This window comes from Ralstonia pickettii, from assembly GCF_030582395.1.
Lineage (GTDB): Bacteria > Pseudomonadota > Gammaproteobacteria > Burkholderiales > Burkholderiaceae > Ralstonia > Ralstonia pickettii_D.
In genome coordinates this window covers 1,060,015-1,075,317 of the sequence record NZ_CP104381.1, presented here as the reverse complement: position 1 = coordinate 1,075,317, position 15,303 = coordinate 1,060,015, and the positions used below count along the sequence as shown (strand labels likewise).

Below are 15,303 nucleotides of genomic sequence, written 5' to 3'. Positions count from 1 at the left end.
CGTGGTGCGCGGCGCTTAGAAGCCCAGCGCTGTCCACGACACCGTGCCGGCCACCTTGTTGCCGCTCACCGGGTCTTTGAGCCACACCGTAAAGCCTGACTCATCAACCTCGAACGAAGGAATGGCGAAGACTGTGCCGCCCTTCATCGTGAAGCTCATCTCAGGCGGCTTGTGGAAGCTGCGCGCAAAGGTCACGCGGGCGCCAGTGACAGGGTTGTCGATGGACACCTGACCACGGTCAGTAATATCCGGCACGTCCACGGTCAGATCGAGCTTGCTCATGGCGATCCGGTCAACGCCTTCCGTCTTCATGACCGTGCGGAACAGGGCGAACCGGTAATCGTAGTCGCCCACGATGAACGGCCGGAACGGCGTATAGGTAGGCGCGTGGCCGTTGAGCATCATGTCGCGGAAGTCATCGACCGTCACGTCCTTGCTGGAGACGATCAGGTCCGACATGACGATCGAGCCGCCGGCAACATAGCCGGTCTCGACGTAACCAGGGTCAACGTATTGGCGAGTGCCTGCCATCAGTAGCTCCGTTGGATATCGCGATTCAGAGGATCAGGCGTAACCCGGTTTCCCTCTGGCTTGGCCACCAGCTCCGTCTGCTGGGCGTTACTCGAGCCGCTCTTGGCCACGCGCGTCCAGAGCCGGCGGCAGTCGGTCTCCGGGGTTTCGACTTCGACCCCGTTCACGACGCGCACCAAGCGCACGATCGTCACCAGGGGCACGTCAATGAGAAACGGGTTCACTTCAGTGTCGAGGCTCATGCTTTCACCTGTTTGAGCAGATACCAGACATTCGAGCGGATCGCTCCACCCGGATTAACGGACACAGGCTTATTGGGCAGCGGATCGTCCAGCATGATGGTCGAACTCCAGCTGATATAGCCTTCCTTGTAGCAGGTGTCCGCGATGTAGTTGCGCAGCTCATCCCCTGCCGGCCCGTTGTCGCAGTAGTTGAGCGCCAGCACGTCAAAGCGGTGCGAGCGGCGCAGCGCCCGCAGCTGCTCCTTGATCGCGTCGTTGTAGGCGACGGACTCGGGATCGGCGATCTTTGCGTAGGCGCCGGTCGCCCAGTCGTAGTCCACCAGGAAGGACTCGAACATCACGTAGGAGCACGACTTGATGATGGCGTCGAGGATCGTGAAGCCACGGTTCGAGCAGAACGCCTTCGAGGGCCACAGCGCTTTCAGCCGGTTGATCATGTCCGCGAACGCGCTCTGGAATGCCTGCGACGGATACACGTCAACCGTGTCCACCGTGTCCATGAACAGGCCGTCGCAGTTCAGGCCCTTGCGCGTGTAGATGATGTGCAGGGTCTGGCCCGCAACCAGCGCCGGCTGCGCGCCCGAGTCCACGCCAGCGTTCGGGTCCATGATGAAGGCACCCGTATCCTTGTCGTAGCTGTAGTCCACGTTTGCCGTGTAAACGAAGCCCGAGTCGTTGGAGACCAGAAGTCGCTCCGCGTCGTCGATCGGCCAGTGGTCGGTGCGGAAAACGAACACGGACTTGCCGTCGCTTGCTGTCACGTGCGCGGCGATCGCGTGGCTCTCCGAATACTCGATCGGCGCATCCATCACGGTCGGCAGATACTGGGTCTTGAGCTTGTCGAACCAGCGCGGCGCGAGCGGGTTGATGAAGCTGGAGTCCCAGATGCCGTTCTGGTCGGGGTAGGAATCGTCCATTGCGAAGTCCTGGCCCCATCGAACGTCGGCCTCAGCCCACTGCGAACAGCCCTTGTTGCGCGGCGTGTATTTCGGGCAGTCGCTGTTCTGACAGGCGGCCATTGCGTCGCGCTGCCAGTAGTTCGCGCTGGTGTAGCCGGCCTTGCACGCCTTGCCCGTGCTCTGGTCGACGCCGCCCAGGCGGTAGTCGTTGCTGCATACCGGGCTGCACCGGCCAGTGCCAGTGAAGTATTTCGGGTTGCCGACCGAGCACGCCTTGACGCCCTCGACCCGCTGGCGGTCGTGGTTGCACTCGCTCGCCTCGCCGAACAGGTTGCCGCCCTTGCAGAAGTAGGAGGCATAGCCGCCAGTGCCCTGCCCGTCATCAATGGCGGGGCGCACGGGGCTCTCCGCGTCATAAATGTCGGTCAGCTCCGCGTGCTCTTCACCGAAGGTCACATAGCCGAGCACCTTGATGCCCTGAGCCTGCCATGCGGCGACCTGCTTGCGCGAGACCGCCGACGGCTCGATCACCAGCAGGTCATACTTGTTGAGCACGTCATCCTTGCCAGCACTGTAGTAGACGCAGTAGGTCGGGAAGCGCGTGTATTGGCGGGCAGCAACAACGCCGTCGTTGGTGCGCGGCAGCGTCATGTCGACCTTGGTCTTGTCCACCGCATCCCACGTGATGAGCCCGTTTTGCAGCCGAACGCCAGGCGCCGGATACGGCGGGACGTGGCTGAACTTGAAGGTCATCGGCAGGATTTCGTTGACGGTGGCGAAGCTCGTCTGGGCATCGAACGAAACCTTGGTGAACACGAACGGCTTGGCCGAGGTGTTCTTCGACTTGATCGTGATCGTCTTGCTGCCGGCGGGCAGGTTGCCGACCGTCACATCCTGCGCGAAACCACCGCCGATATCGTCGTTGCAGTCCAGCGTCGCGTAGACGGTGGTGCCGATCAGCACGTCCGCCTGACCCCACCCCGAGTCCTTCAGCAGGGTGATGCGGAAGGAGGTCTGGTCGAGCTTGAACGTGGCGGTCTTGCCGCTGCCGTTCGAGAAGGCCCGCCAGGCACCGTCAAGGGTGTCCTGGTCCTTGCTCCAGCCGGAGCTGAACGTCAGGTTGTTGGTGTCGACGGTGTAGTCCGTCGTGAGCACCATCTGAGTGTCGCCGGCCGGGTCCGGGTAGCGCGCAGTGAGCCCAACCTGAATGGTGGCATCGTCCGGCTGCGTCGTGCCGTCCACCGCGTAGCTCAGGGTGTAGCGCTGCCCAGGCGCCATGCGCCCGACCGGGATGCTTGCGGGGAACGCGCTGCCGTCGCGCGCGACCAGCGATGGTGGAATCGACAGACTCACGTCCATCACGGCCAGGTTGCCCAGATTGTGAAGCGTGAGCGCGCCGTCATTGAGGCGTGTCGCGACGCCCGCGTGCCAGCCTGCGATGATGTTCGGCTTGAGCTGATACTTGCGGCACTTGGCTGCCGACACGACCACAAAGCCATCGGCCGCATTGTTGGCATACAGCTCGAGACGGTGGGGGCCGTCTGCCAGGCCATCCACCACCAGGAAGTCCCGGTATTGGGCGCCGTTCACGTCCGCGTAGTTGTCGGCGTTGCAGTCGATGGTGTCGACCGCCGTCGTCAGGCCAGCGATGGTCGAGGGCTTGGCGCCGTCGATGTAGATCTGGCCCTTGCCCCAGCCCGAGTTCAGCTCCACCCGCAGGATCAGGCTGATGCCGGTGAAGTCGAGGATCAGCTTGCCCTTGGTGGCAAAGACACGCGGCTCGCGGTTTTCCTTAGCGATCGTCATGTCGCCGTCGTCCACACTCCACGCGCCGTAAATCTTGGTGCTCGACCCCGGCATCGTGAAGGTGTCCTGACGGACGAATGCTGTCGACGGGTAATAGTCGTCCCGCAGGTTCACCTCATCGGTGCCCGCGTGATAGCCGCCAGGGTAGACCTGGAGGAAGTCGAGAGCGGTCGGAAACGGAGGACGTGCCACGCTTTACACCCCTGTGACGACGAGCTTCACCACGGCCGTGGTGATAGCGTTGGTCGACATGTTGTAGAACTTGAAGCGAATGCCGTTGGTGTCGGCCATCTTGTCGATGGTGAAAGGACGGGCGTCGCGGTGCGCGCCTTCGATCGTCGTGGTCGCGTAGACCACCGTCTCGCCGCCCTTGCTGTCGACCTCCACCAGCTCGATGCGGTAGTCATCGGCGGTGCCGGTCGTGACGCCGACGAATTGGAAGATCAGGGTGCGCTTGGTGAATGCCTCGAGCAGCGGACCCAGATCGACGGCGTGGATGCCGCCGGCCGCCACGTTGGGCACGTTGTAGGGGAAGGTGTCCACCCCAGTGCCTGCGCCCACCACAGCCTTGCCATTGGCGAACATCAGCGTGCCCTGCTTGTCGCCCACGAACGGGTTGATGCCCTGGTCGATCATGCCGTCGATGTGCAGCGTGTCGATGCCGGTGCCGTATTCCAGCGCGTTGACGATCGGGTGGCCGTTGCCGGACGGCAGCTTTGCTTTGGTGACGGCGATGCGCACGTGGGAATGCTTGACGTTGGCCACCTTGAGCGCAGTGCCGCCGGTGTTCGTCGCCTGGAGCAGGCCAATATCCAGCCCCTCCACCGAGCTGTCGGCCGAGTCGTCACCGATCTTGAGCAGGTAGCCCGACGCACACGGCGCGCTCACCCGCGAGTCGTCGTTTGTCGCCACGATCTTGCCGATGCGCAGATTGTTCGAGCTGTCGATGGCGCCGCCCAGGGTGCTCACCGACTCCAAGCGAACGTTGTGAATGTCGATGCCCTGCGCGCCGGCGATGCGAAAGCCCACCAGCGGCTCCTTGAGCAGCACGTCGCGAATGAGCACGTTCGAGGCTGTGCGCAAGTCCAGCGCCGTGGCGCCGCCGTCGAGCGTCAGCGTATCGACCTCAAAGGCGCTGCCCTTGAAGCGCGCGGCCGTCTGCGGGCCAAGCACGCCATCCGAGAGGCTGCCGGTGTTCCAGACGCGAACCTCGCCGATGCGCATGTCCGAAGCGACGTTGTTCTCGCCGAACTCCACCCCGCCCCGCCCGTTCGCATTGAGCAGGAGGCGGCGGCAGTGACTGCGCGCCTGGAATACGACGGCTGGCGAAAACTGGTCAGCCATGTTGTTCCAGAGCACGCCGTCGCAGACCAGAATCACGCCAGGCTTGACGACCAGCTGGGTGCGCAGTTGCCAGCGCGCGGCGCTCACGTAGACGACCGCGCCGTAGCGGCTCAGGCCCGCCCAGTTCTTGCCATTGAGCGCGAATTGGCTGGCTGCGTCGATGGTCTGCTGGATGGCCGGCGTCGCGTCGGTCGAGCTGTAACCAGTCTCGTCCATGTGGTGCGCGCCGTTCGCCTCCACGTTGAACACCGTCATCTTGGTGTCCCGCAGGAAGAGGAAGTTGTTGTCCAGCTCGGCAAATGTCAGGTCAATGCCTTTGGTCTGCCGAAGGGTAAGACTCGCAGTCATGTGGGTTCACCGTGAATGTTGGCGCTATTGTAAGTCAATATTGACTATGGCTCTAGGCGCCGATAGTCAGCCGTGTGAAGAGCGAGGTGCTCACCGCTGTGTTGTGGGCCTCGCCAATGTCCTGACGCCCAAACATGCCGACGTAGAACTTGCGCCCGACCGGGGTCTGCGCCAGGCACACGAACACGCGGTCGCCCGAGTTCACCTCGTAGCGGATGGTCATGGCGCTGCCGTCGCGGCTATCTACCAGGCTGAAGGTCTTTTCCACGCCGTCCCAGCTGACGGTCAGCTTTTCGCCGGTCTGGTCGTTCCACACCGAAGCCAGCGTCTGCGTCGAGGCGTCTTCCATGTTCAACCAGAAGGACGTGTTCCAGCTGGAACCGAACATGACTGGATAGGTGGCGTGGAAGTCGCCGAGATAGACGCCACGGTGGTAGCGGCCGTGCGTGTAGACCGTTGGGCCGGCAGTTTCGAGCGGCTGCTTGCCGCGCACCGAGTTCAAACCAAAGTCGAAGCTCCAGCCGTCCAGCTCGTCATCCTGAAGCTGGCCAACCGAGGTGGAGATTTGGGTCTCCATCTTCACCTTGGTCAGGTCGCCGCGCTTGAGCCAGGACACCTGCGCGTCGTCAGACGACCAGGGGAACGTCGAGCGCAGCCAGGTGAGGTCCGAATACTGCACGGCGTCGAACCGGGTGTAGAGGCTGTTGAGCGCGCGGAAGCGGTCCTGCGGGTCGACGCGGAAGATGTATTCGCCATCGTTCGCGTCCGGGTTCATCAGCAGATTCGGACCTTCCACGCGGGTGTTGATCTTCACCCCAGGGAAGCCGGCTGCGGACTCGTCGGTTTCCATGACCACGTTGCGGTTCGGCAGACTCGCCACCTGGGTCGTGCTAAAAGTGGCCACGTCCGAGTAGATGCCAGGCGCACCAATGGCCTTGATCCAGAACATGCGATCGCCAGGGGCGCCTGCCGGCACGGTGAAGTTCGTCGCCGTGACCTGTGCCACCAGCTGCGACGTTTCCCACGCCGCGCCCTCGCGCAGCTCGTAGCCAACAATGTCGGTCTCGGGGTTCGCAGTCCAGCGGAATTCGATGCGGTTCAGGTTCTGCACGCAATCGAACTGGCGCACGGCGATCGGCGCGTCCAGCACGAGCTTGTAGACCGTGACGTGCTTGGACAGGCGGCCGCCAGTGTCGATGGCACGAATCAGGTAGTAGTAGGTGCCGGCATGATCCTGGTTGTGCGTGATCATGGTGCCGGTGTGGCCAGTCGTGATGACCTCGGCGCCTTCCCAGTTCTCGCCCAGTCGCACCTCGTAGCCTGCCAGGTCCACGTCTTTGTTCGCGTCCCAGGTCAGCAGAAGGTCGCTGGTGCGCTTCGTGACCTTGAAGTTCGTCACGTCCGTGGGCGGCGCGAGCTTGCCCAGCACCTTGTATTCGTAGACAGGAGCGGTCGAGTCCGGGGCGACCGCGCCCACCACATCCGTTGCCACGACCTTGAAGCGCAGCACCTGCCCTTCGTCGGCCACCACCGTGCAGCGGTCGGCAGCCATCGCATCCACCAGGGCGAACGCGCCGCCGTTGGTCGACACGTAGACGCGGGAGTTGCGGTAGGTTTCCTGGCCGGAGCTGAAGTAGACCGTCACGCGGCTGCGCAGCGTCGAGCCGAGCGCGAACAGCTCTTCGGACACGTCGTCGATGGACACGTGGCGCACGCCCGCCTCGATCGACGAGTAGTTCGGCGTCGGGTAGACGTTGCCGGACAGGTCGTAGACGCTGGGGTTGTATTCGATCGCCACAATGTCGCGGCGATACTCACCCGAGCCGGAGATGGACTTCACGCGGAACGGCTTGCGGACCTTGCCCACCTCGCCGAACATCCAGTTCGCATACGCCTCGGGTGCGTCCCAGAACGGCGATTGCAGGACGAGCGTGCTGGTCGGGTCGATGGTATTGACCACCACGTCCCGCTCCTCGATCACATCCGTGTCCCAGAGGGTGTATTCCTGGCCAGCCGCGATGCCGGTGGCGTCAGCGACCACAACGCCCCAGCTGCCGCCGGCGTCGAAGACCGAGAGCACTTCGAGGTCACGACCGCCCACCGTCAGGCGCTTGACCTTGTTGTAGCCGTCGTAGCCCGCCAGCACGATCGACGAACCCCACACCGCGACCACCGAGCCGGCAGCGCGCTGGAGCTTGTCGAACAGCACCAGCAGCTTGTATTGCTTGCCAAGCTGCATGGTCACGTCGCGATCCAGCTGGATGGTCGACGCGGACGAGCCCGGAGCCAGGCGGCCGCCGAAGCCCCATTGGGGCATGTCGTGCTGGACCAGAATCACGTCGCCCACCGTGCAGGCCAGCGCGTCCAGAGGGGCGCCGAACTCGACGGTCTGGAGCACATAGCGGTTCAGGTTCAGCTGGAGCAGCGCCTCCTGATAAGCGCGCTCGGGCGTGACGATGCCAGGCAGCGTGATCGCGGCACTCTTGGCGGGGCGGCCGGCAGCGATCGCGGCAGGATCGGCGACGCGGATGGTCCGCTGCTTGTAGCCATCGTTACGGTCGAAGAACGTCACCTCGACCTCGTTGGCACGGTCGGACAGACCCAGCCATGTCTCCTTGAAGGTGCCGTCCAGGATGTTGCCGACCGAGAACATCATGACGGGATCGGTCGGGCACTCGATGGCAACGGTGTAGCGCGTGCCCACCGACACCATCTGCGCGCGGCCGGCGCGCATGACGTATTGCAGCGCGTCCCACAGGTTGAGGGACGTGTCGATGACGCCGTTGAACTCGAGACCGTTGTCCTCGCAGAACTTGCCCCAGCGCTTGAACTGCTGGAAGTCCAGGCGCGCTTCCGGCATGCCGGCGCCGTAGCGCGTGTTGGTGAGCATGTCCCAGACGATCCAGGCAGGGTTCGAGCCCGCCTTCCACTCCCACTGCTGGAACTGGCTGTTCCAGTATTTGTGGATGATGCCGTGGTTGATGTAGGTGACTTTCGGCAGGCTGCTGAGTTGGTCGGTCAGGCGCACCTGAATGCCGACCAGCGCAGTGTGCTTGTAGCCGATGCTGGCGTAGACGATTTCGTTAATGTCCGTCAGCTGCACATCGTCCTGGATGTAAGCGCTCGTGCTGCGCGGCGTGGTGCGTCGCGTGCGGACCTCGTAGCGGCCGCGCGGCAGCGCGCCAGACGAGAACGACACCCGCTTGGCGTAGTTCACGTTCTCGACCACGTGGCCGGTGCTGCCGTATGCAGGCCGGGTCTCGACGTAGCCCACCCGCGTGCCCATCGAGTAGATGAAGCCGTCGCCGCCCACGCTGTAGCCGGATGCGAGACTCAGCGACTGCGTTTCGCCGATCACCTGGCCATACTGATAGACGTAGTAGTGGTAGACCGGGAAGTAGGAGCCCGTGAACGAGCCGCGCATGTTGCGCCAGGTCGGATCGCCGACCATCCGATACTGGGTCTCGATATCGACCGCCACTGCGTAGCTGTCGCCCGACTTCGTGTCCACGCCGGTCAGACCGTTCGGGAACACGTAGTCCATGCGGATCTCGTCCACGACAGCCTCGGTCGTGAACGGCACGCTCCAGTCGGTCGACAGACGCTGGCCGCGCGAGCGTGGCACGATCGTGTTGGTGAACCAGGGAATCACGTCCTGGTTCGGCCAGCCGCCGCGCACTTCGACGCCGACCTCCTTGTAGTCGCTGACCGGCGTGTCGTTGATTTCAATGTCGGTGATGCCGGCGACTGGCCCTTCCCCTGCATTGATCAGGATCTTGGCGTATTGGGTCTGCCCGTCGTTCACCATCGACAGGCCGATCAGGTTCCCGCCCATGCGGAACTGGCCGTAGCAGACGGGGACAGGCACGCCCTCGGCGGACACGTTCTTCGCCCCGTCCACGCCATAGGAAGCGCTGGACATGAGGTCGCCGCGACCGACCGCGCTTGAGCCCGCCGCATTAACCGGAAGCAACGAATTGACCAGCAGCGTGCCAGCGATCATGACGCCAGCCTGCGCTGCAACCCCAGCCATCGAGCCGTAGGCAGCACCAACGGCGCCGCCGGTGTAGATCGAGGCGATCACCACAGCGATCATGGCCACGATGCGCAGCACGCTCTTGCCGCCGCCACCGCCGCCCTGCGGGATCGGGCAGACCACCAGGTTGTCATCCGGCCCGAGGTAAGTGACCGGGTAGTCCTTCTCCTCAACGATGCGCCCGTTGATCGAAACAACGACCGGGTTCTCGACGACGGAGACGACCGGGAAATACTGTGCGAGCGTCTTCTCAGCGCTCCAAACCAGGGTCTCGCGCACGAACTCGCGGGGATTCAGCGGATTCGTGATGCGAATGACAGGGATGAGGGTCTCAGGCGTGGCCGACATACTCGAAGAAACCGATGATGTGGCGCTTCCAGGTGTCGAGCCGTTCAATGACGACGCCACCGGTGCGCTCCCAGGTGTGGATCATTCGCATGTCGTCCAGGCAGTAGCCGACATGAGAGGCGTGGCGCCCAACGCGAATCAGCGCGACCGCACCAGCCTTCGGGGCGGGCACTTCGCGCCAGAGTTGTGCCTCGCACGCCATCATTGCGGCGATCACGGCGAGGTCGGTCGGGCTTCGGTAATCAGGGATGGGCTGGCCGGCGCGGCGATACAGCTCTGCGACCAGGCCATAGCAGTCGAACGTGTCCGGTCCCCGTCCGCCATAGACGAACGGGACGCCGATCAGATCAAGGTATTCCGGCGTCTTTGCATCAGCCATAGCGGACGCCGTTCTGGTTGATGCCAGGGAAGCCGCCGAAGTTGATGACGTTGCCATGCGCCGCACAGCCGTTCTGGCCGTAGAGCGTCAGGTCGCAGGTGGGTGCAGCGCCGGTGTAGCCGCAGGTGTTGGCGTCCTTGTAACGCCACTGGCAGAAGTCACGGGTCTGGCGACGGCGCGGGAACACGACTGCCATCAGGCTGTCGGCGCCAAGCACGAAGCTCACTTCGTAGTTGGAGCACTGGGCGCCAACCACCTCGAAATACTCGACCACCTCGGGCGGCTGATCCAGCGCGCCGGCGTTGACCACGAACAGTGTCACGCCGAAGCCGATGCCGCCGCCGTAGCTCTGCAAGCGCCCCTGGATCGCCTTGCTGTAGTCCTTGATCGTCAGGTTGACGGTCGGCTGCTGGCCCGACTCCGCCTTCAGCTCAACCTCGAAGGCGGTGGGCTCGTAGACCTGGCCATTGAACGTGATCGCCTCGGTGTTGCGGACGATGTGCAGGGTCTCGATCTGAGCGCCAGTCACCGGGTCCGCTACCGCGATATCCAGGCACACCAAGAACGGCGTGTCCGAAGACAGCTTGTTCTTTTCAAGGACGGTGGCGATCGAAAGGGATTTGCTCATGGGTCGGCATCATACTATGAAAAGTCATTGCTGACTATTGTATGAGTGCCGACTATGCCTGCTCAAGAGTGAACGTCACGTCCCAGAGTTGCGTGATCCCCATGCCGGTGTATTTGAAGGAGATTTTCTCCTTGAAGCGCACCTGAAACACGACGCCCGTCACCGGGTCAGTCCAGTCGAAAATCACCGAACCGCCGCGCACCAAGTCGTAGAAGTCCTCCAGCGCCTTGCGTTGGTCGGTGGTAATGGAGGTGCAGCCGGACTTGAAGGTGCGTCGTGGCTTGCGCGTGTGCTTGGGGCGGGAAACCACATACCCGCCCTCCATGTTGGTGCGCAGAGCCGGGTCTTCCAGCTCCATCTCGTAATACTTCGAGTCCTGCTTCGGGTCAGACGGAAATACCGGGTTGGTCACGCCAGCGCTCCTTTCATGCCGTCACGGAAGCTGCCAGGCTGGTTCACCGCCGTGAGCACCACGTCGAGAATCAGCTGTCGGCCGTCAAAGCGGGGTTCGCCCTGCTTGGCGGCAACTTGCGTGCCGGATTGGTTGATCACATTCACCTGCACATTGCCGACGCCGCCACCACCGCCCGTCATGGTCACGGGGATGGTGCGCCCGTCCGGCAGCGGCACGTAGGCTTCATTCATGCGGCCCTCGCCGAAGACCGCGAGCTGCGGGCTGTTGGCAATGCCGCCGTTCGAATACATCTTGAGCGGCAAGCTGCCCTGCGAGGACATGATCCCACCGTCGGCGAAGAACGAAGCGGCGCCTTCGGCGGCCGACGACGCGGCGAGCTGGGTCAGCGCCTCGGTGGCTGCCTGAGCCGCGAAGACGAACTCAATGAGCGTCGAGGACGCCATTTCTTCGGTGCTGGCCGAAATACCTGTTTGCAGCGCGTTTGTGAGCAGGCCCTCGGTCGCCTTGGCCACGCCCGTGTCGGTCATGGTCTGCATCGCCATCTTGGCGGTGTCGGTCGCGGCCGCAGACGACAGCAGGCTCTGCGTCATCTTCGTTGCGGCTTCCGACGCAGCTCCGCTCACCGCGTCAGCGGCGCCGCCCTGCTTCTGCGGCATCAGACCCGGCAGGCCGTTCTTCAGCGCGTTGCCAAGCATGCCCATCATGCTGTTGATCTGCTGGCCGAACGTGTTCTGGATCTGCATCTTGAGCACGTCGGTCAGCATGGACTCGAGCATGCTCTTCCACTCGAACTTGCCGGTCTTGACGAAGTTCATGATGGCGTCGATCACGCCATTGGACCAGTTCGCCGTCGCCTTATTCATCTGCTGCGTCACGTCCGTCCACTCCTCGGACAGGCGTTGCAGCTCTGTCTTGCGGGTCTGGGCGAAGTTCAGCGTGGCGGCCGTCAGGCGGGTCTCGCGCGCGGCGTTGAGCGCGTCCAGCTCGGCGATGCGCTGGATCTCATCCGTGACGTTCGCCTCAATCGCGCGCTTGCGGATCGCATAGTCGTTCTCGATACGCTCCTTCTCCAGCGCGAACTCAGCCGCCTGGCGCTCGGACACGACAGAGATCGACTTGATCTTGGCGTCGCGCAGCTCCTTCTCTGCGTCGGCCGCGTAGTTGCGGCTGTCGGCAAGCGCCTGGTTGGCCAGCGCGCGCTGCTTCGTCAGCCGATACTCCTCGAACTCCTTGGTGCCGGCCTTGAGCTTCTCCTCGACCTGCGCGAAGTGCTTCATCAGCGACTGCATGCCGCTGGTTTCCTTCGCCATGCCGCGCGTCATGTAGTTCGTCGTGGCTGCGTCCAGCTCCGCGAGCGTGGCCGCCTCGCGCTGACGAGCGTCAGCGAGCGCCTTGGACATTTCCGCGACCTGACCTTGTTGCGCTTCCAGGTCGGCCATCTTCAGGATGGTCTTCTTGTCCTGCTCGTCCATCGTCTTGAGCGACGCGATGAACTCGTCAGCAGTGCCCTTGCCTTTCTTGAGCCAGTCGGACAGCTCTTCGATGTATTTCTGGCGGGCCGCCGACGAGCCGCCGAACTTGTTGGTGCTCGTGACCTTGCCGTCGGCATCGCGGTTGGCGGTGTCGAACTTGCCCGAGGCCACTTCGCCGAGCACCTTGAACATTGCCGACGACTTGAACTGCTCATAGCCGCGCGTTTCGTTGATCAGGGCCTCGAGCTTGACCTTGGCCGCCTCCAGCTGGGCCTGCTCCTGCTCAAGGGCGCGCACGAGCGGGTTCTCGTGCTCCATCTTGTGCGTGCCCTTGTTCTTGTTGTCGATCGTGACGGCCGCATCCTTCAGGTGCGCCAGACGCTGCGCCTGCGTGGTCGTCAGGTTCGTGATTTCCTCGGTCAGCTGCTTCTGGCGCTTCTCGAGGCCGTCCTTCTCGATCTTCTCCTGATCGCTCAGAGCCCGCTGGCCCTCGGCGGCCACCAGCTGTTGCAGCTTTGCCGTGGTGTCAGCGCGCCACTTCGTTGCGAACTCCAGGTTCTTGGCTTCCGTCTCGCCCAGCAGGTCTTGCTGCGCCTTCAGATACTTCTCGCCGGCGAGCTTCTGCTTGGCCGAGTTCTGGCCAGCCTGCTGCACGTCGGAGTCATAGGCTTCCTTGAGAGCCGCCCACTTGCTCGTCAGAGACCGGTTGAACTCCTCCTTCTGACGCTCCTGCGAACGGCGATAGGCGTCTGCCTGGTCGTTGCCGTTGGCGTCCAGGATGTTCTTCAGCTGCTGCGTGTGGGTGCCGATCGCCTGCTTGAGCTGCTCCTCGACCTGGCGCAGCTGGGCATCGTCCTTGGCCGTCCACTGACGCACGCCGATCACCCCTTCCGGCCCCATGATCTGCTCGCCGCCGTTGGCTTTGTCAGCCTTCATGCGAGCGACCGTATCCTTCAGGTTGGCGATCTCCTTCTCGGTTTCCTTGCGCTGGTCCTCAGACGCAATGCCGCGCTCTGCATCCCGCGCACGCTTGGCTGCCTCCATCGCCTTCTCGGCCGCGCTCTTGTAGTTCAGCCAGGCGTAGATGCCCGCCGTGACTGCGACCGTCACCAGACCGACCCAGCCACCAAGGGCAGTCCACAGCATCTGGCCGCCGGCGATCACCGCGTTCAGCGACTTCTGGGCGAGCGTCATCTCCTTGACGGCTGCGGAGGCCATCTCGGTCTCACGCTTGGCGGCAAGCAGTGCGGCATTCTCTGCGAGCAGAGCCTGCTGGTTCGTCGTGAGTGCGGCGCCTTGCGCCTTCGTCAGGACGATGTTCTTCTCGATTTCGATGTTCTTGGCCTTGAGCGCCTCGATCGAGCTGCGCTGGGCCTGCGCCTCGGCCGCAATGATCGCCTCGGAGCCGCCCAGCTTGTCCGCCTGGGCGGTCATGGCGCGTGCCTCGGCTGCGGTGCCCGCCTTCTTCGCGCGCAGCAGACGCTCGGCTTCCAGCTCGGCGGCGATGCGCTTCATCCGATATTCGGACTCCATCGCCTCCATTTCGCGCAGCGTGCCGGCCAGCTCGGCGATGCGCGCGGCGTTTGCCTGGCGCTCCTGCTCCATGCGAGCGACGGCAGCGTTGGCGGCGGCAGCGTTCTTCTCGCGCTCCAGGGCGATGGCGCGGCCGTTCAGGGCCATTTCCTGCCCCAGTTGCTCGGCCTTGGCTGCCATCGTGGCGCGGATTTGCGCCTGCTCGACCTCCCACGCCAGTGTCTTCGCAGCCACATTGGCCTTGTAGGAAGCCATCAGGCCACCCATCTGCGCCTTCATCGCCTCGATACCGGCCATGACACGGCCGCCGGCGAAGTAGTAAAGCATCAGCTCGCCGGCGGTCTTGATCTCGCCCCAATACTCCGTCACGGTCTCCTTGAGGCTGACCAGTGCGGTGGTGGCAGAGGCGAGCGCCGAGCCCACCGTCATCGCCAGATCGTTCATGGCGCGGCTGCCGAAGGCGTCGACGAGCTTGCTCAGTTCGTCCTTGGCCGTGTCGAACATGCCGTGCTTGCCGATCACGTCCTTGAAGAGCGTCCAGCGTGTCTCGAGCTTGGCGACGAGACCCGTCCAGGTCTTCATCATCTCGTCGGAGGCGCCCTGGTTTTGGAGCCGCATGACGGTGAACATGCGGTCCAGCGCGTCCTTGGACTCGAGGGTGCCCTTCTTCACAGCCGCCGCCAGCTGGCTCATGGTCATGTTCAGACCGGTGGCCATTGCCTGCATCGCGTTCGGCAATGCTTCGCCGACCTGCTGACGCAGTTCTTCCATCGAGACGACGCCCTTACCGACCATCTGCTGAATACCGATGGCGGCGCGCTTGAGCTGTTCAGACGTGCCCCCGAACTTCGCGAGACCGTCGATCAGGGACTTGACGCTACCGTTCGCGGGGTCGATGCCCACCGAGCGGAACTTCACGAACACGTCAGTGATGGCCGACACGGACGCCGGGGCATTCTGGGCGATGTTGAAGATCGACTTGAAGTCGTCCTCGGCCTTCTTGCTGCTGCCGGTCAGGCCGGTCAGCATGGTCTTCATGCGCTCCATCTCCGCGTTCGTCTTGATGATCGCGGACGGGATGGCGCCGAAAATGTCCTGAATGTCCCGGAACGCGAAGCGCATCAGGGACACGGTGAAAATGGTGTCGTGGAACTTGCGGCCCAGGCTCGTGAAGTGGTTCTCGAGCGTCTGGGCCGACGTGGCGGTCTGTTCCAAGGACTTCTTCATGTCGTCGACGATGGCGGTCGCCCGCGTCGTCTTGATCGAGAAGTCCTTGTCATCCAACGTCATTACGACGCGAATATCACCGCCAGTCATTGCTT

9 protein-coding genes are annotated in these 15,303 nt (G+C 63.4%); all 9 read right to left on the bottom strand.

Annotated features, from left to right (window positions below; translation table 11 throughout):
- Positions 1-15 precede the first annotated feature (15 nt).
- Genes N5B55_RS05205 through N5B55_RS05165 form a run of 9 tightly spaced genes read right to left on the bottom strand, consistent with a single transcriptional unit; the run spans position 16 to position 15,298 of the window.
- Entirely contained in the window at positions 16-531 is a 516-nt protein-coding gene (locus tag N5B55_RS05205; RefSeq protein ID WP_304539389.1) for a hypothetical protein, read from the bottom strand.
- The gene (locus N5B55_RS05200) at positions 531-773 is read right to left on the bottom strand and encodes a hypothetical protein (RefSeq protein WP_304539388.1); all 243 of its coding nucleotides are present in this window, start codon (positions 771-773) and stop codon (positions 531-533) included. The genes N5B55_RS05205 and N5B55_RS05200 overlap by 1 nt, the downstream gene beginning before the upstream one ends.
- On the bottom strand, positions 770-3,670 hold the full coding sequence (locus N5B55_RS05195; protein WP_304539387.1) for a hypothetical protein: 2,901 nt from the start codon (positions 3,668-3,670) through the stop codon (positions 770-772). The genes N5B55_RS05200 and N5B55_RS05195 overlap by 4 nt, the downstream gene beginning before the upstream one ends.
- A 3-nt stretch (positions 3,671-3,673) precedes the next feature.
- The gene (locus N5B55_RS05190) at positions 3,674-5,170 is read right to left on the bottom strand and encodes a hypothetical protein (RefSeq protein WP_304539386.1); all 1,497 of its coding nucleotides are present in this window, start codon (positions 5,168-5,170) and stop codon (positions 3,674-3,676) included.
- A 52-nt stretch (positions 5,171-5,222) separates the two neighbouring features.
- Positions 5,223-9,554, bottom strand: a complete 4,332-nt coding sequence (locus N5B55_RS05185; RefSeq protein ID WP_304539385.1) for a host specificity factor TipJ family phage tail protein — start codon at positions 9,552-9,554, stop codon at positions 5,223-5,225.
- A complete protein-coding gene (locus N5B55_RS05180; protein WP_304539384.1) occupies positions 9,538-9,933 on the bottom strand; it encodes a C40 family peptidase in 396 nt (131 codons plus the stop codon). The genes N5B55_RS05185 and N5B55_RS05180 overlap by 17 nt, the downstream gene beginning before the upstream one ends.
- Positions 9,926-10,561, bottom strand: a complete 636-nt coding sequence (locus N5B55_RS05175) for a hypothetical protein (RefSeq protein WP_304539383.1) — start codon at positions 10,559-10,561, stop codon at positions 9,926-9,928. Before N5B55_RS05175 ends, N5B55_RS05180 begins: the two co-directional genes overlap by 8 nt.
- A gap of 52 nt (positions 10,562-10,613) precedes the next feature.
- On the bottom strand, positions 10,614-10,973 hold the full coding sequence (locus N5B55_RS05170; RefSeq protein ID WP_304539382.1) for a hypothetical protein: 360 nt from the start codon (positions 10,971-10,973) through the stop codon (positions 10,614-10,616).
- Entirely contained in the window at positions 10,970-15,298 is a 4,329-nt protein-coding gene (locus tag N5B55_RS05165) for a tape measure protein (RefSeq protein ID WP_304539381.1), read from the bottom strand. Before N5B55_RS05165 ends, N5B55_RS05170 begins: the two co-directional genes overlap by 4 nt.
- Positions 15,299-15,303: the final 5 nt, after the last annotated feature.